The 16,942-nt window shown below is 60.2% G+C and carries 17 protein-coding genes and 1 pseudogene; 14 read left to right on the forward strand and 4 right to left on the reverse strand.

Annotated features, from left to right (window positions below; translation table 11 throughout):
* The first annotated feature begins 11 nt into the window (after nt 1-11).
* From EXW71_RS23105 to EXW71_RS29150, 7 genes and pseudogenes are all read left to right on the forward strand, one after another.
* Nucleotides 12-650, forward strand: coding sequence for a hypothetical protein (locus tag EXW71_RS23105; RefSeq protein ID WP_134660316.1), 639 nt, complete (start codon nt 12-14; stop codon nt 648-650).
* 40 nt (nt 651-690) lie between these two features.
* Nucleotides 691-1,023 carry a hypothetical protein gene (locus tag EXW71_RS23110; protein WP_134660317.1) on the forward strand — a complete coding sequence of 111 codons (333 nt, stop codon included), beginning with the start codon at nt 691-693 and terminating at the stop codon, nt 1,021-1,023.
* An 82-nt stretch (nt 1,024-1,105) separates the two neighbouring features.
* The gene (locus EXW71_RS23115) at nt 1,106-1,420 is read left to right on the forward strand and encodes a RebB family R body protein (protein WP_123717017.1); all 315 of its coding nucleotides are present in this window, start codon (nt 1,106-1,108) and stop codon (nt 1,418-1,420) included.
* Nucleotides 1,421-1,470: 50 nt separating this feature from the next.
* On the forward strand, nt 1,471-1,785 hold the full coding sequence (locus EXW71_RS23120; RefSeq protein ID WP_123717018.1) for a RebB family R body protein: 315 nt from the start codon (nt 1,471-1,473) through the stop codon (nt 1,783-1,785).
* A gap of 438 nt (nt 1,786-2,223) precedes the next feature.
* The gene (gene gabD / locus EXW71_RS23125) at nt 2,224-3,666 is read left to right on the forward strand and encodes an NADP-dependent succinate-semialdehyde dehydrogenase (RefSeq protein ID WP_134660318.1); all 1,443 of its coding nucleotides are present in this window, start codon (nt 2,224-2,226) and stop codon (nt 3,664-3,666) included.
* Nucleotides 3,667-3,850: 184 nt separating this feature from the next.
* On the forward strand, nt 3,851-5,128 hold the full coding sequence (gene gabT, locus EXW71_RS23130) for a 4-aminobutyrate--2-oxoglutarate transaminase (protein WP_134660319.1): 1,278 nt from the start codon (nt 3,851-3,853) through the stop codon (nt 5,126-5,128).
* 110 nt (nt 5,129-5,238) lie between these two features.
* Nucleotides 5,239-5,528 (forward strand): annotated as a pseudogene (locus EXW71_RS29150) (IS110 family transposase); the annotation flags it as partial.
* Nucleotides 5,529-5,550: 22 nt separating this feature from the next.
* Here the strand turns inward: EXW71_RS29150 and EXW71_RS23140 are convergent.
* Together EXW71_RS23140 and desA are read right to left on the reverse strand one after the other, a co-directional pair.
* On the reverse strand, nt 5,551-6,552 hold the full coding sequence (locus EXW71_RS23140; protein ID WP_134660320.1) for a sensor domain-containing diguanylate cyclase: 1,002 nt from the start codon (nt 6,550-6,552) through the stop codon (nt 5,551-5,553).
* 313 nt (nt 6,553-6,865) lie between these two features.
* The gene (gene desA, locus EXW71_RS23145; RefSeq protein ID WP_134660321.1) at nt 6,866-8,050 is read right to left on the reverse strand and encodes a delta-9 fatty acid desaturase DesA; all 1,185 of its coding nucleotides are present in this window, start codon (nt 8,048-8,050) and stop codon (nt 6,866-6,868) included.
* A gap of 166 nt (nt 8,051-8,216) precedes the next feature.
* Here desA and dibA point away from each other — a divergent pair, with 166 nt between their 5' ends.
* From dibA to EXW71_RS23180, 6 genes are all read left to right on the forward strand, one after another.
* A complete protein-coding gene (gene dibA / locus EXW71_RS23150; RefSeq protein WP_123717024.1) occupies nt 8,217-10,130 on the forward strand; it encodes a phosphodiesterase DibA in 1,914 nt (637 codons plus the stop codon).
* A 238-nt stretch (nt 10,131-10,368) separates the two neighbouring features.
* Entirely contained in the window at nt 10,369-10,551 is a 183-nt protein-coding gene (oscA, locus tag EXW71_RS23155) for a sulfur starvation response protein OscA (protein ID WP_003170956.1), read from the forward strand.
* Nucleotides 10,552-10,616: 65 nt separating this feature from the next.
* On the forward strand, nt 10,617-11,627 hold the full coding sequence (locus tag EXW71_RS23160) for a sulfate ABC transporter substrate-binding protein (protein WP_123717025.1): 1,011 nt from the start codon (nt 10,617-10,619) through the stop codon (nt 11,625-11,627).
* Nucleotides 11,628-11,868: 241 nt separating this feature from the next.
* Entirely contained in the window at nt 11,869-12,687 is an 819-nt protein-coding gene (gene cysT, locus EXW71_RS23170; RefSeq protein WP_010214167.1) for a sulfate ABC transporter permease subunit CysT, read from the forward strand.
* A gap of 13 nt (nt 12,688-12,700) precedes the next feature.
* Entirely contained in the window at nt 12,701-13,573 is an 873-nt protein-coding gene (cysW, locus tag EXW71_RS23175; RefSeq protein ID WP_123717027.1) for a sulfate ABC transporter permease subunit CysW, read from the forward strand.
* A 3-nt stretch (nt 13,574-13,576) separates the two neighbouring features.
* Nucleotides 13,577-14,557 (forward strand): sulfate/molybdate ABC transporter ATP-binding protein, encoded by a 981-nt coding sequence (locus EXW71_RS23180; protein WP_123717028.1) that lies wholly within the window; start codon nt 13,577-13,579, stop codon nt 14,555-14,557.
* 64 nt (nt 14,558-14,621) lie between these two features.
* Here the strand turns inward: EXW71_RS23180 and EXW71_RS23185 are convergent, their stop codons facing one another.
* Nucleotides 14,622-15,149 carry a DUF962 domain-containing protein gene (locus EXW71_RS23185; protein ID WP_123717029.1) on the reverse strand — a complete coding sequence of 176 codons (528 nt, stop codon included), beginning with the start codon at nt 15,147-15,149 and terminating at the stop codon, nt 14,622-14,624.
* 83 nt (nt 15,150-15,232) lie between these two features.
* Here EXW71_RS23185 and EXW71_RS23190 point away from each other — a divergent pair, with 83 nt between their 5' ends.
* Nucleotides 15,233-15,919 carry a Crp/Fnr family transcriptional regulator gene (locus tag EXW71_RS23190; RefSeq protein ID WP_134660322.1) on the forward strand — a complete coding sequence of 229 codons (687 nt, stop codon included), beginning with the start codon at nt 15,233-15,235 and terminating at the stop codon, nt 15,917-15,919.
* Here EXW71_RS23190 and EXW71_RS23195 read toward each other — a convergent pair.
* Complete coding sequence (locus EXW71_RS23195) at nt 15,916-16,920, reverse strand: AraC family transcriptional regulator (protein ID WP_134660323.1); 1,005 nt, start codon at nt 16,918-16,920, stop codon at nt 15,916-15,918. The two genes, EXW71_RS23190 and EXW71_RS23195, sit on opposite strands and share 4 nt — an antisense overlap.
* Nucleotides 16,921-16,942: the final 22 nt, after the last annotated feature.

Genomic DNA, 16,942 nt, shown 5'->3' on the forward strand with positions numbered 1-16,942 from the left:
GGAGCGACATCATGCAGCCTGGAGATATTGTTTTTTCAGTGGCACAAGTGGATGACAAAGTGTCCACCAGTATTCCCCGTGCGTTTATCCGTGCGGGGCAATGGCTTAAGGCCAAGATTTTTGGAACGGGCGATCCCAATGTGCCAGTGGTACACGCGGCCATTGCGGTGGATGCCACGCATGTCATCGAAAGTGTGGGGGAGGGTATTCAACTGACGGACCTGACCACCGAAGTACCTGCGCGCGGAGCCATGGTGTTCAGTTGCACCCAGGAAGACTTGGCTAATGCGGCAGCCTATGCCGCCGGTCAGTTCCTGGGGGACGTGGCCACCAAGGACATCAGCGGACGCTACAGTAAATGGAACGCGATGTTGTCGATCTTCAAAGTGTCGGCTTATGAGCCCGGCATCATGAGTCGTATCAATGAGTCGGTGTCTATCAGCAATGCCGCATTCTGTTCGCAGTTTGTCGCGAACGCTTATGAAGTCGGCAACCTATATAGCAACGCCAACTTGCTGCCTCCGCCAGCACCGATCTTCGACACTCGACCCACCGCGATGACCCCCTGGGAGCTGGCGTCCAGTTGCGATAACGCCACGGACTTCTATTTTGCCGGTTTCTGGCAGGACAACAATGAGGTGCGGCTTTAGCGGCCCTTCAGCCGGCTACGCAGTGCCCAAGGAGATCGACATGGCTCCCCCCTCCACACCCTCAGTGCTATCCAACGGTGACCGTCAACGGCTGGAAGCGATGCTGCGCAATCCGCAGATGTTCGCCGGAACACCCCAAGCCATCGTCGACGAAACCCTCAAGCGCGCCGCCCAGGTACTTGAGCAATCGAAGGCCAACGAGCAGGCCATCCGCAAGGCCGCCGAGCAGAGTGAAGAAGCGGTACGCAAGGCGTTGAGCGGCACGCCTGACGAAAGCGCCGATCGGGCGCAGCTCAAGCGTGAAGTAGACAGGGAGATCCAGAAGTTGATTGCGCAGATCGAGGCCGCCCTGGCCAAGTCTGCCGGATTCTGAAAGCGCTCACTTCACAGCGCTTGTTTCGCAACGTTCATTCATGAACACGGAATGCGCCGTGTACTAAATAAGGAAATTGATCATGCCACTTGTTAACGAACAAATTACCGACGCGGTCACCCAGACCAACGTCAAGGTCGTTGCCGAATCGCCAGCGATGGCGATGAGCACCATCTATCAATCGATGGCGCAGGCCACGGCGATTCTGTTCCAGAACGCCGTGTCCGCCCAGCAGCAGCAAAACACCCTGGCCCAGGCCGCCACCAACCAGGGCGTGATGCAGATCTACAGCGTCGACACCACTGCCGGCGCGGCGGCTACCGAGAAAGTCGCTCAGGGCGGCGTCTCGGATAACCTCACCAGCCTGTTGACCGTGCTCAAGTCTTTCCAGTCTTAAGCACTGAGCGATAACGGATGTTGTTCTTTCTCAACAAAGGAGTTTCACCCATGAGTACTGTCAGCCCGCAAATCACCGATGCCGTTACCCAGACCAACGTCAAGGTCGTTGCCGAGGCGCCAGCAATGGCGATGAGCACGATCTATCAATCGATGGGCCAGGCCACGGCGATCCTGTTCCAGAACTCGGTTTCGGCGCAGCAGCAGCAAAACACCCTGGCCCAGGCCGCCACCAACCAGGGCGTGATGCAGATCTACAGCGTCGACACCACCGCCGGCGCGTCGGCTACCGAGAAAGTCGCCCAGGGCGGTGTGGCCGACAACCTGACCAGCCTGTTGACCATCCTCAAATCGTTCCAATCCTAAATCGCAGTCGCCCCGACACCCCCGTCGCCCAAAAGGCGCCGGGGGTGTTGTCGTTTGGACGCTTGATCCGAAAGGTGAGCCAAATACGCCGGTTTTCGTTCTTTTTTTCGAACAGACTATTGCCCTGACCCCCCATTGATCCTAGGATTCGTTTGAGATTTCAAACGCTCTGTCTCCCGTGCGCTTTCGCCTATCCTGGCGTGCTGGACTGATTTCCCTGACGGCAGCCCCTGGCTGATGCCGTTCAGTGTAGGAGCGAGCTTGCTTGCGAAACTGTTAACGATGACGCAGCGTTTCTGGTTTTACGCGGCGCCTTTGAATTTTTCGCGAGCAAGCTCGCTCCTACATAAAACATGACTGAACGACATTGCCCACAAGGCGCCTTTCAACAACTCTAATTCGCTCCGCGTGCGCGCGGTGCTGTTAAGGAAAGCCGACATGCAGCTCAAAGATACCCAGTTGTTCCGCCAGCAAGCCTTTATCGATGGCGCTTGGGTCGATGCGGACAATGGCCAGACCATCAAGGTCAACAACCCTGCCACGGGCGAGATTCTCGGTACCGTGCCGAAGATGGGCGCCGCTGAAACCCGCCGCGCTATCGAAGCCGCCGACAAGGCCCTGCCGGCCTGGCGTGCACTGACTGCCAAGGAGCGCGCCAACAAGCTGCGCCGTTGGTTCGAACTGCTGATTGAAAACCAGGACGACCTTGGCCGCCTGATGACCCTCGAACAAGGCAAGCCGCTGGCCGAAGCCAAGGGCGAAATCGTCTACGCCGCGTCCTTTATCGAGTGGTTCGCCGAAGAAGCCAAACGCATCTACGGCGATGTGATTCCTGGCCACCAACCCGACAAGCGCCTGATCGTGATCAAGCAGCCCATCGGCGTGACGGCTGCCATCACCCCGTGGAACTTCCCGGCCGCCATGATCACCCGTAAAGCCGGCCCGGCCCTGGCCGCCGGCTGCACCATGGTGATCAAGCCGGCTTCGCAAACCCCGTTCTCGGCCCTGGCCCTGGTCGAGCTGGCGCACCGCGCCGGCATCCCGAAAGGCGTACTGAGCGTGGTCACCGGCAGCGCCGGCGATATCGGCGGCGAGCTGACCAGTAACCCGATCGTGCGTAAATTGTCTTTCACCGGCTCGACCGAAATCGGTCGCCAACTGATGGCCGAATGCGCCAAGGACATCAAGAAAGTTTCCCTGGAACTGGGCGGCAACGCGCCGTTCATCGTGTTCGACGACGCCGACCTGGATAAGGCCGTCGAAGGCGCGATCATCTCCAAGTACCGCAACAACGGCCAGACCTGCGTCTGCGCCAACCGCTTGTATATCCAGGACTCGGTGTACGACGCGTTCGCGGAAAAACTCAAGGTGGCCGTGGCCAAGCTCAAGATCGGCAACGGTCTCGAAGAAGGCACCACCACCGGCCCGTTGATCGACGAAAAAGCCGTGGCCAAGGTCCAGGAACACATTGCGGATGCCCTGAGCAAAGGCGCCAAGCTGCTGGCCGGTGGCAAGGTGATGGAAGGCAACTTCTTCGAACCGACCATTCTCACCAACGTGCCGAAAGACGCTGCCGTGGCCAAGGAAGAAACCTTCGGCCCGCTGGCGCCGTTGTTCCGCTTCAAAGACGAAGCCGAAGTGATTGCGATGTCCAACGACACCGAGTTCGGCCTGGCTTCCTACTTCTACGCTCGCGACCTGGGCCGTGTGTTCCGTGTGGCCGAGGCCCTGGAATACGGCATGGTCGGCGTGAATACCGGGTTGATCTCCAACGAAGTGGCGCCATTCGGCGGCATCAAGGCTTCGGGCCTGGGCCGCGAAGGCTCCAAGTACGGGATCGAGGATTACCTGGAAATCAAATACCTCTGCCTGGGCATCTAAGCTGCGCGGCAAGGCATTGCTGTAAACGCAAAGGGCACGAGAGCGCTGACCCTTTGCGTGTTTTACCCCGTTATTCGTAGTGGCCGGGAAAGCTGTGGCAGTCGATCATCGCATGCTGCCGTAGTTGCCTCCCGCCACGTATGCCTTGGACCACGCCACCCGATGAGTGGCGAATGAGGACTTTATGAGCAAGACCAACGCATCCCTGATGAAACGCCGCGAAGCCGCTGTACCCCGTGGCGTCGGCCAGATTCACCCGATCTTCGCCGAATTCGCGAAGAACGCCAGCGTGACCGACGTTGAAGGTCGCGAGTTCATCGACTTCGCCGGCGGTATCGCCGTGTTGAACACCGGTCACGTGCACCCGAAAATCATCGCGGCGGTGACCGAACAACTGAACAAGCTGACCCACACCTGCTTCCAGGTTCTGGCCTACGAGCCTTACGTAGAACTGTGTGAAAAAGTGAACGCCAAGGTACCAGGGGATTTCGCCAAGAAAACCCTGCTGGTCACCACCGGTTCCGAAGCCGTTGAGAACGCCGTGAAAATCGCCCGTGCCGCCACTGGCCGTGCCGGCGTGATCGCGTTCACCGGCGCTTACCACGGCCGCACCATGATGACCCTGGGCCTGACCGGCAAAGTCGTGCCGTACTCGGCCGGCATGGGCCTGATGCCAGGCGGTATCTTCCGTGCGCTGTACCCGAATGAACTGCACGGTGTGAGCATCGAGGACTCGATCGCCAGCATCGAACGCATCTTCAAGAACGATGCCGAGCCGCGTGATATCGCTGCCATCATCATCGAACCGGTCCAGGGCGAAGGCGGTTTCTACGTCGCGCCTAAAGCCTTCATGCAGCGCCTGCGCGAACTGTGCGACAAGCACGGCATCCTGCTGATCGCCGACGAAGTGCAAACCGGTGCCGGCCGTACCGGCACCTTCTTCGCCATGGAGCAGATGGGCGTTGCCGCCGACCTGACCACCTTTGCCAAATCCATCGCCGGCGGCTTCCCGCTGGCCGGTGTGTGCGGCAAGGCCGAATACATGGACGCCATCGCTCCAGGCGGCCTGGGCGGCACCTATGCCGGTAGCCCGATCGCATGCGCCGCGGCCCTGGCCGTGATGGAAGTGTTCGAAGAAGAGCACCTGCTGGACCGCTGCAAGGCAGTAGGCGAGCGCCTGGTGACTGGCCTCAAGGCGATCCAGGCCAAGTACCCGGTGATCGGCGAAGTGCGTGCCCTGGGCGCGATGATCGCGGTCGAGCTGTTCGAAGATGGCGACAGCCACAAGCCGAACGCCGCCGCCGTGGCTTCCATCGTGGCCAAGGCGCGTGACAAGGGCCTGATCCTGCTGTCCTGCGGTACCTACGGCAACGTGCTGCGCGTACTGGTCCCGCTGACCTCACCGGACGAGCAACTGGACAAAGGTCTGGCAATCATCGAAGAGTGCTTCTCCGAGCTGTAAGCGCAGGCTCAACTGAAAAGCCCGCTTCGGCGGGTTGATGAGATGGTCATCCCCAACACCCTGCGAGGGCTACGCTTTCGCAGGGTGTTTTGTTTTTGGAGGCCATTATCATGAGCGCGTCAGCACTGATCGGTATCGATCACGGCACACATGATTTCCACCTTCACGGTGAGGATAACTCGGGCTGTGAGGTGTTTCGCAAGAAGCTCTCGCGAGCGCAGACGATGCAGTTATTCGGCCACTTACCGAGCTGCACTGTGGTAATGGAAGCCTGTGCGGGAGCGCGGCTTTGTCGCGCGCCAGTTGGCCTCGGGGCACACGGCCGAACTGGTTTCACCGCAATTCGTTAAGCCTTTCGTCAAGGCAACAAAATGATTTTGTCGATGCTGAAGGGATCTGTGGGGAGTGGACCAGCTCGGTAGCTACCCCGTAACCACACGGTTCTTGCCCTGGCGTTTGGCCTCGTACATTGCGGCATCGGCCCGGGCGAACAGGCTGTCCAACGTTGAGTCGTCTTCGCGCAAGCCGGCCAGGCCCTGGCTGATAGTCACGGTAAACTCCCGGCCCTCATAGCTGAAACTCAACGCCTGGATTTCCTTGCCCAGCCGCTCGGCGACCTGCAACGCCATCTCCGGTGCGCATCCGGGCAGCACCGCAGCGAATTCTTCGCCGCCAATGCGCCCGAACAGATCACCACGGCGCAGTACGCTTCGGCCGCTCTCGGCAATACGCCTTAATACCTGATCGCCCTCCAGATGGCCGTAGGAGTCGTTGATGTCTTTGAAGTCATCAATATCCAGCAACAGGAACGCCAGCGGGGTGCCCTGGGCACAGGCGCTGTCGAACGCCTGGTTGGCACACTCGAAGAAGTGCCGGCGGTTGCTGCTTTGGGTCAGTACGTCGGTGGTGGCCAGGCGGTGCAGCTCCAGCTCCAACTGCTTTTTTTCGGTGATGTCCTCGGCCATGCCGACCACGATCACCGGCTTGCCGGGCTCGGCCTGCTGGTTGATGTAGCACTTGTCGCTCAGCCAGCGAATTTGCCCGTCGGCGGTGATGATGCGGTACTCGCGGTCCTCCACTGCGCCTTGTTCCAGCACACGCGCCAGGCTGTGCTCGGCGTAGTCGAGGTCTTCGGGATGGATGCTGTTGCGCCATTCACGTTGATCGGCCAGCAGCAGGACGGCGGAACGACCGAATATCCGTTCGTAGGCCGGGCTCACGTACAGCACGCGGCGGGTTTCCCAGTCGATGGCCCACAGCACGGCATTCACGCTGACCAGCAGCGAACTGAGCAGCTGCTCGCGCTCACTCAGCCGCTCGACTTCACCCTGGGCATGCATCAGTGCCAACAGGGTTGCCGCCGCAGCCGGGCGAGTGTGTTCGGTCGTCGGAAGGTCAGGTTGAAAGGGCTTTTCGTGAACCATCGGCACAACTCTCTCTGGGCTCGCCGCAAGGGTGGGGCGGCGGTCGCTACAAGGGCCACAATGATGGCGAAGTGTTCATTGAGAGAGGGGAATTGCGGTGAAGTTCCATGATCCGGCTGACTAAGAAATGACGTCAGAAACCGGTGGCGAGCTAAATCCGGGGTGCTGTTAAGTTAAAGGGAACGCTCTACCCGTGGCGAGCGAGCTTGCTCGCGTTGGACTGCGCAGCAGTCCCATTCAAACCAAAGGCTGGGGCCGCTTCGCGGCCCAGCGGGAGCAAGCGCCCTCGCCACAGGAGGGCTTTGAGCTCTGGTCAGGCCGTCGTCGGGCGCAACGAATAGGTCTTCAATTGGTGAGCAAAATCACGCAGGGACTGGATGCCGCTAGCCTCGGCCTCGTGGACCCATTCCTTGATCGCCGCCAGCATGTCGTGGCCATTGGAGCTGGTCTTCAGCCAGATCTGCTGCAACGCCAGGCGCTTTTCGTAGATCACGGTCAGTGCGTGGCTGTGTTCCAGCATGCTCTGGATACGCAGGTGGTGACGGTCGTCCAGCAAGCTGGTTTCCCGCGACAGCAGACGTTTGGCACGGCGGAACTGGTGACGCACCGAGTGATCGACCTTTTCCAGCTCCTGCTTGACCAGCGGGCCGATTACCAGCTTGCGGTACTGGGCCATGATCTGGAAGCGGTTATTGAGGATCGCCATGGCGGTGTCCATGTCCAGGTGGCCCTTGCCCTCGACGCGGTGCGCGATAGGCGCGACACGCTGCACCTTGGCCAGGCGCAGGAAGCTGAACACCTTGATCCACGCCCAGCCCAGGTCGAACTCCCACTTCTTCACCGACAGCTTGGCCGAGTTGGGGTAGGTGTGATGGTTGTTGTGCAGCTCTTCGCCGCCAACGATGATGCCCCACGGCAAAAGGTTGGTAGCCGCGTCACGGCATTCGAAGTTGCGGTAGCCCACGGCGTGCCCCAGACCGTTGATCACGCCGGCGGCCCAGAACGGGATCCACATCATCTGGATCGCCCAGATGGTGATACCGATCGTGCCGAACAGCAGCAGGTCGATCACGCCCATGATCGCCACACCCAGCAGCGGGTAAGGCGTGTAGAGCTTGCGTTCGATCCAGTCGTCCGGGCAGTTCTTGCCGTAGATGCGCAAGGTCTCGGGGTTTTCCGCCTCGGCGCGGTACAGCTCGGCACCTTTGCGCAGCACCGTGGACAAACCTTTGATAACTGGGCTGTGCGGGTCGTCGACGGTTTCGCATTTGGCGTGGTGTTTGCGGTGGATGGCGGTCCACTCGCGGGTGTTCTGCGCCGTGGTCAGCCACAGCCAGAAGCGGAAGAAGTGTTTCAGGCCGGCATTGAGCTCCAGGGAGCGATGGGCCGAATAACGGTGCAGATAGACGGTGACCCCAACAATGGTCACATGGGTCATCAACAGCGTGACTGCCACCAGTTGCCAGGCCGACAGATCAAGAAAACCGTTGTACCACATAGGCTGTATGGCCCTCAGATAAAGTAAAAAACAGCTCATGCATTATCACTAAGCCAACAGAGAAAACCAGCCACCGTTTCAGATAGGAGTGACTGGATGTTTCTTATTCTATAATCCGCAGCCTTTGTAGGGCGATTCTGTTTTTTTGGTAAGGATTACTGATCATATGCTGTTTTCATACCGAGGTGCCCTACGTGCGGGGCTGGTATACCTGCTGGTTTCCATTGTGTGGCTCCAGCTCAGCAACCATTTATTGATCAACTTTCTCGATGACCCTTGGGAGTTGGGACGTTGGCTGCAGGCGCGCGGCTATGTGTGGGTGGCCTTGAGTGCGCTGGCGATTTACCTGATTTGCCTGCGTTTTGCTCGTACGCACCAGGTGCAGCAGCCCTTGAAAGAGAACCGCGAGCGCCTGCAACAGGCTGCCGCGGTGTTCGATTGCACCCGCGAAGGGGTTCTGGTCACTGATGCCCAGGGGTTGATCGTGCACGTCAACCGGGCCTTTATGGCGATCACCGGCTATAGCCGCGAAGACGTCATGGGCAAGCAGCCTAGCCTGTTCAAGTCGGGGCGCCATTCATCGAATTTCTACCAGCAGATGTTCAAGACCCTGGAGCGCACCGACGAATGGAGCGGCGAAATCTGGAACCGGCGTAAAAGTGGTGAGATTTATCCACAGTGGCAAACCATCCGCGTGATCCGTGACGACCACGGCAAAGCCAGTCATTACGTGGCGGTATTTTCCGATATCAGCGCGATCAAGGATTCTGAGCACGAACTGGCCCATCTGGCCCATCACGATCCGCTGACCGGCCTGCCCAACCGCCTGCTCTTCACCGACCGCGCTGAACAGGCATTGGCTTCGGCGCAAATACACAAACGCGGCTGCGCGTTGCTGTTGATGGACCTGGACCACTTCAAAATCATCAACGACAGCCTCGGCCACACGACCGGCGATCAGTTGCTCAAGGCGGTGGGTGAGCGCCTGACAGGCCTGTTCGGCCCCGGCGTGACCTTGGCGCGCCTCGGCGGGGATGAGTTCGCCGTGTTGGCGGAGAGTTGTCCACAGGTGGTCCAGGCGGCTGCATTGGCCCAGAGAATGCTCGAGGCGATGAAAGAGCCGTTCGTGTTTGATGGCAACCAGCTGTTTATCAGTGCCAGCATCGGTATCAGCCTGTTTCCCAGCGACGCCCTCAGCGCCGAACAACTGCTGCGCAATGCCGATTCGGCACTGTTCAAGGCCAAAAGCATTGGGCGCGAAGGCTACGCGCTGTACACCGAAGAACTCACCGCCCACGCTCAGTATCGGGTGGAAATCGCCAGCGAATTGCGCCGCGCCCTTGATCAGCAAGAGTTGCGTGTCTACTACCAACCGGTGCATGACCTGCATAACGGCCGCCTGGTCGGTGTCGAGGCCCTGGTCCGCTGGCAGCATCCGGAGCGCGGCCTTGTGCCGCCGGGGGAGTTTATTCCCATCGCTGAACGTACCGGGCTGATTGCCGAGATCGACGCCTGGGTGATGCACCATGCCTGTCGCCAGATGTGCCAATGGCTGGCCGAGGGGGTGCCGCTGAGTTTTATTGCGGTCAACGTGTCCAGCCGCTTGTTCGCCCGACGCGAACTGTATGAACAAGTCGCCCAGGTCCTGCATACCACCGGCCTGGCCCCGGCGTTCCTGGAGCTGGAAGTCACGGAAAGTGCGGTGATGGATGACCCTGAAGTCGCCCTGGAGCAACTGCACCGCCTGCGCGAGCTGGGCTTGCGCCTGGCCATCGATGATTTTGGCACCGGCTACTCCTCGTTGCTGCGCCTCAAGCGCCTGCCGGTGCAGAAGCTCAAGATTGACCAAGGCTTTGTCGCCGGGTTGCCGTGGGATGAAGACGACGCGGCAATTGTGCGCGTGGTGATCGCCCTGGCGAAAAGCATGGGCATGCAAGTGCATGCCGAAGGGATTGAGCAGGTGGAGCAGGCAAGGTTCTTGTTGGAGCAGGCCTGCGATATGGGGCAGGGGTATTGGTTTGGCCGGCCGATGCCGGCGCAGGAGATTGATTGGGCGAGGGCGCCGACCATTCACATCTGAACTGCAATCAAAGGTGAGAGGGGGTAAGCCCCTCCCATGCTTGGAACTTTGCAGGGCCTTGTTTCGGCGCACAGGCACAAGAAAAACGCGCAACTGCGCGTATCGTCAGAAAATTCTTTCTAGTTATATAAACATTCTTAAATAGTATTTTTAAGAATATCCGCGCTTATCTACTATCGCTCTCACGCCGCAAGCAGTGCCGCCACTGCCAGGCACTATTTATTTCAGGAGCGAAATCATGAGCGCATCTCTACGTAGCGTCGACGGCCAGGACGAAGCAGCCATTTTGCGTGAGATCCAGAGCGCCCTGCGCGATCTGCGGTTTGGCGCGGTAGAAATCACCGTGCATAACGCCCAGGTGGTGCAGATCGAACGCAAGGAAAAATTCCGTCTGCAGAACCCGGGTAACAAACCGAGCTAAGCCAGAACGGCGATAGACCCCGCAACTATAAGAAAAAGCCAACACCCGAATTTCAGGAGCCTTCTATGTCGTCGATTCGCCGTTATGCCCTGGCCGCCTTGGCCAGTGCCGTATTTGCCGGTTCCGCTGTTGCCAAGGACTACGAGTTGCTCAACGTCTCGTACGATCCGACTCGTGAGCTGTACCAGGACTACAACGCTGAGTTCACCCAATTCTGGAAACAGTCCCACCCAGGTGACAACGTCAAGATCCAGCAATCCCACGGTGGTTCGGGCAAGCAAGGCCGGGCGGTGATCGACGGCCTGCGCGCCGACGTGGTGACCCTGGCCCTGGCCGGCGATATCGACGAAATTGCCAAGCTGGGCAAGACCCTGCCGGAGAACTGGCAAACCCGCCTGCCGAACGCCAGCACCCCGTACACCTCGACCATCGTGTTCCTGGTGCGCAAGGGCAACCCTAAAGGCATCAAGGACTGGGGCGACCTGATCAAGAAAGATGTCTCGGTGATCACCCCCAACCCGAAAACCTCCGGCGGTGCACGCTGGAACTTCCTCGCCGCCTGGGCCTACGGCCTCAAATCAGGCGGCAGTGAAGCCAAGGCCCAGGAATATGTGAAGGAGCTGTTCAAGCACGTGCCTGTGTTGGATACCGGCGCGCGCGGTTCGACCATTACCTTCGTCAACAACGGTCAGGGCGATGTGTTGTTGGCCTGGGAAAACGAGGCGTTCCTGGCGTTGAAAGAAGACGGCGGCGCCGACAAGTTCGATATCGTCGTGCCGTCCCTGTCGATCCTCGCGGAGCCGCCGGTGGCCGTGGTCGATAAGAACGCCGAGAAAAAGGGCAACACCGAGATTGCCACCGAGTACCTCAAACACCTGTACAGCCCGGCCGGCCAGGAGATTGCGGCGAAGAACTTCTACCGCCCACGCGATGAAAAAGTCGCCGCCAAATACGCCCAGCAGTTCCCGAAACTGGACCTGGTGACTATCGACAAAGACTTCGGCGGCTGGAAAACTGCCCAACCGAAATTCTTCAACGACGGTGGCGTGTTCGACCAGATCTACACGGCGCAGTAAGCCGAACTCCCCGTAGGAGCTCGCCTTTCCGGCAAGGTTTTTACTGTGGCGAGGGAGCTTGCTCCCGTTGGGTTGCGCAGCAGCCCCAAACCAGGCGACCGAGTTGCATCTGATGCAACGCGCAAACCGATTTGGGAGCGCTTCGCACTCCAACGGGAGCAAGCTCCCTCGCCACAGTTGGCTACTTTTGCAGGCCCGGCTAGCTTCTACAGTGGTTTTTACCCTTTAACCAAGGACTCTTATGTCGCGTCGTATCTCCCCCGTCATACCCGGCTTCGGGCTGACGCTGGGCTACACCGTGGTGTACCTCAGCCTGATCGTACTCATCCCCCTCGCGGCGATGTTTGTACACGCCGCTCAACTCACCTGGGATCAGTTCTGGAACATCATTTCCGCACCGCGCGTGCTGGCGGCGTTGCAACTCAGCTTCAGCACCGCGCTGTACGCCGCATTGATCAACGGCGTGATCGGCACGCTGCTGGCCTGGGTGCTGGTGCGTTACACCTTCCCCGGGCGCAAGATCATCGATGCGATGATCGACCTGCCATTCGCCCTGCCCACCGCCGTGGCCGGTATCGCGCTGACTGCGCTGTACACGCCTAATGGCCTGGTCGGCCAGTTCGCCGCGGACCTTGGCTTCAAGATCGCCTACACCCCGTTGGGTATCACCCTGGCGCTGACCTTCGTCACGTTGCCGTTCGTGGTGCGTACGGTGCAGCCGGTACTGGCCGATATCCCTCGGGAAGTCGAAGAAGCCGCTGCCTGCCTGGGGGCCAAGCCATTGCAGGTGTTCCGTCACATCCTGGTGCCCGCGTTGTTGCCGGCCTGGCTGACCGGTTTCGCGCTGGCGTTTGCCCGTGGCGTCGGCGAGTACGGTTCGGTGATCTTCATTGCCGGCAACATGCCGATGAAAACCGAGATCCTGCCCTTGCTGATCATGGTCAAGCTCGACCAGTACGACTACCGCGGCGCCACCTCCATCGGTGTGCTGATGCTGGTGGTTTCCTTTGTCCTGCTGCTGCTGATCAACTTGTTGCAGCGGCGCATCGAACGTCCATAAGGAGGCGCGGAACATGTCCCAATCGTCTATTTCCGCCGCGTCCTCGGCCAACGCTGCCCGTCGTGGCAGTGCTGCCTCGCGCCGTATCCTGATCGGCCTTGGCTGGCTGGTGTTCGCGCTGTTCTTGCTGTTGCCGCTGTTTATCGTGGTGACCCAGGGCCTGAAAAACGGCCTCGGCGCGTTCTTCACCGCCATCCTCGAACCCGACGCGCTGTCAGCCTTGAAACTCACGGTGATCGCCGTGGTGATTTCGGTGCCGCTCAACCTGGTGTTCGGCGTCAGCGCCGCGTGGTGCGTGAGCAAATACTCGTTCCGTGGCAAGAGCATCCTGGTGACGCTCATCGATTTGCCGTTCTCGGTGTCGCCGGTAATCGCGGGCCTGGTGTATGTGCTGATGTTCGGCGCCCAGGGCTTTTTTGGCCCGTGGTTGCAGGACCACGACATCCAGATTGTGTTCGCCTTGCCCGGCATCGTATTGGCGACCATCTTCGTCACCGTGCCCTTCGTGGCCCGTGAGCTGATCCCGCTGATGCAGGAGCAGGGCACCCAGGAAGAAGAAGCTGCGCGCCTGCTGGGCGCCAATGGCTGGCAGATGTTCTGGCATGTCACCGTGCCGAACATCAAGTGGGGCCTGATCTACGGCGTGGTGCTGTGTACCGCACGGGCCATGGGTGAGTTCGGCGCAGTGTCGGTGGTTTCCGGCCACATTCGCGGCGTGACCAACACCTTGCCGCTGCATGTCGAGATTCTCTACAACGAATACAACCATGTTGCCGCGTTTGCGGTGGCCAGCCTGTTGCTGATCCTGGCGCTCTTTATCCTGCTGCTCAAGCAGTGGAGCGAGAACCGTATCAACCGCCTGCGCAACAGCGCCGGTGAGGAATAAGTCATGTCGATCGAAGTCCGTAATGTCAGCAAGAACTTCAACGCCTTCAAGGCCCTGAACAGCATCAATCTGGACATCCAGAGTGGCGAGCTGGTGGCGTTGCTGGGCCCGTCCGGCTGCGGCAAGACCACCTTGTTGCGCATCATCGCCGGTCTCGAAACCCCGGACGCCGGCAATATCGTGTTTCACGGTGAAGACGTATCCGGCCACGACGTGCGTGATCGCAACGTCGGCTTCGTATTCCAGCACTACGCGTTGTTCCGCCACATGACCGTGTTCGACAACGTCGCCTTCGGCCTGCGCATGAAACCGAAAAACCAGCGCCCGACTGAAAGCCAGATCGCGAGCAAGGTGCACGAACTGCTGAACATGGTGCAGCTGGATTGGCTGTCCGATCGCTACCCGGAACAACTGTCCGGTGGCCAGCGCCAGCGTATCGCCCTGGCCCGCGCCCTGGCGGTGGAGCCCAAGGTGCTGCTGCTGGATGAACCTTTCGGCGCCCTCGACGCCAAGGTGCGCAAGGAGCTGCGCCGCTGGCTGGCGCGTCTGCACGAAGACATCAACCTGACGTCGGTGTTCGTGACCCACGACCAGGAAGAGGCCATGGAAGTCGCCGACCGTATCGTAGTGATGAACAAAGGCGTGATCGAGCAGATCGGCTCACCGGGTGACGTCTACGAAAACCCGGCCAGCGACTTTGTGTACCACTTCCTGGGGGATTCCAACCGCCTGCACCTGGGTGAGGACAAGCACGTGTTGTTCCGCCCGCATGAAGTGTCATTGTCGCGCCATGAACTGGAAGATCACCATGCGGCAGAAGTGCGGGATATCCGCCCGCTCGGCGCGACTACGCGGGTGACGCTGAAAGTGGAAGGCCAGAGTGAGCTGATCGAGGCCGAGGTGGTGAAGGACCACGACAGCCTGACCGGCCTGGCACGGGGCGAGACCTTGTTCTTCAAACCCAAGGTCTGGCAAAAGGCTTAAGCGCAACGCGAAACCCGATGTGAAGTGGAAACAATGTGGGAGGGGGCATGCTCGCCTCCCACATTCAGGCCTCGCCGGGCTTCAGATCACGGCGCGCTACGGGGCCTGAACGCTCTTCGATCTGTTGCTTGAGGCCATGGCGCAGCCCCAGCAGAAACGCCAGCTCCGCCACCACAAACAATGGCCCGACGATCAGCCCTGAAACGTCATCCACAAACGCGGGCTTGCGGCCTTCGTAGTAGTGCCCGACAAACTGAATCACCCAACCCACCACAAACATTCCGACGCCACTGCCCAGCCATACCGCCGTGCTTTGCGCGGCGAGTGCATGCCCGGCCCACACCGACAAGCCCATCAGCACCGTCATCAACAGCCCCAGCGCCAGTTCCAGGCGCAGGTAAAACCATGCCGAGAACAGCGCCAGCAACACGGCTGGCGATAGCCACAGCCCGCCCACGGCCCATTCGGGGCGTGACAGCAGCACGGCAACTGCCACCACAATCAGCGGGATGCCAATAAAGTGGCTGGCGATATTGCGCGGGTCGCGATGGTAGGCGGCGTATTGACTGAGGTGGTCGACGAGGCTTTTCATTATTGTTCCTCCTGTAGGATGTTTGATCATGCCCTGTCAGCCAGCGACTGACTGTCAGTTGGCCGACAATCTTCGGAGTTTGCATGGACACAGCGCAATGGCACTCACGGCTGGCCGGAGGGCATTGGTTCAGCCATCTGCCTGGGTCTTTTCAGCATAGCCTGCTGGCCCATGCCCGGCAGCGACAGCTGGAGGCCGGGCAATACCTGTTCAAGCGCGGCGACCCGCCTTGCGGCCTGTATGCGGTGCTCGATGGCAGCCTGCGCATCAGCGCGGTCAATGAACAGGGCAAGGAGGCCCTCTTGAGCCTGGTGGAGCCGCCCTACTGGTTCGGCGAAATTTGCCTGTTCGACGGCCTGCCGCGCACCCACGATGCCTGCGCCGTCGGGCCTTGCACACTGTTGCAGGTGCCGCAGCAGGCGCTGTTGAATATCCTCGATGAAACACCCCGGTACTGGCGCGACCTGGCCTTGTTGATGAGCCAGAAGCTGCGCCTGAGTTTTATCGGCCTCGAACAACTGAGCCTCATGCCGGCCTCGGTGCGCCTGGCCCACCGTTTATTGATGATCGTTGAAGGGTACGGTGACAACGAGCATTCACGGCGCGTGCTGCAACTGCCCCAGGAAGACCTCGCGGCGATGTTGAGCCTGTCGCGCCAGACGGCCAATGCGCTGCTCAAGGACTTGCAAGCTCAAGGTGTGGTGCGTTTGGGTTACGGTGAAATCGAGGTCCTCGATCTACAGCGGCTGCGTGAGGCAGCGCACACCTAGCGCAAGCTGTCGCGGAACTGCCCCGGCGTCATTCCCGTCCAGCGCTTGAACGCCCGATTGAAACTGCTGGTGTCGGCAAACCCCAGCAAATGGCTGATCTCCGCCAATGAACACTGCGGGTCGCGCAGGTGCAATAACGCCAGGTTCTCGCGGCACTCGTTGAGCAAGGTATCGAACCGACAGCCCTCATCCGCCAGATGGCGCTGCAAGCTGCGCAGGCTCAGGTGCAGCGCTTGGGCGACACGTTCGGCGCTGGGTTCACCGTCGGGCAGTTGCGCCTCGATGGACGCACGTACCTTGCGCTCCCAGGTCAGCGGTTGCAGTTGGGCGAGGGTTCGCTTGAGCACGGTTTCGTTATGCTCGGCCAGCTCGGGGTTGGCATCGTCCAGGTGGCTGTCGAAGTCCTGGGCGGCGAATTCCAGGCGATCTTCTGCTGCACCGAAAAACACCGGTGCGCGAAACACCGTATGCCATGGCTTGGCGTCGGCCGGCTCGGGTCGTCGCAGGTGCACCGCCAGTGGTGCGTATTCACGGCCCAGGCGATTGCGGCAGGTGCGCACGTAGATCGCCGCGAATGCATCAATGGCTTCGAACGCCGGCGCCGGGCTGCCTGGCGGTTGCAACAGACGGAAGCGGTAGCGCTCGCCATCGCCGCTTAACTCAAGCGTCAAGGCGTCGCTGACCACTTGGTGATAGCGCACGATGCGCTCGAATACCTCGCGCAAGCTGCCACTGGCCACCAGTGCATAACCCAGCGCATGAAATGTGGTGGGGCTGACAAACCGCGACACCCGCAAGCCAATCGCTGGGTCGCCGCTGGCCTGCACCGCCAGTTCCCACAAGCGGGTGGTGGCCGACAGTGGGTAGCGCGCATTGGGGTCGTCCATTTGCTGCGGGTCGAGCCCGGCTTCCACGCACAACGCGACGCTGTCGAGGCCCAATGCGTCGAGCTGCTTGCGCAGGGCGCGGATCCAGCTGGCGAGTGAGGTGGGTTCGGTCATGGCGATTGGCGCTTGCGGTCAA

Source organism: Pseudomonas sp. BCA17 (genome assembly GCF_004519405.1).
Lineage (GTDB): Bacteria > Pseudomonadota > Gammaproteobacteria > Pseudomonadales > Pseudomonadaceae > Aquipseudomonas.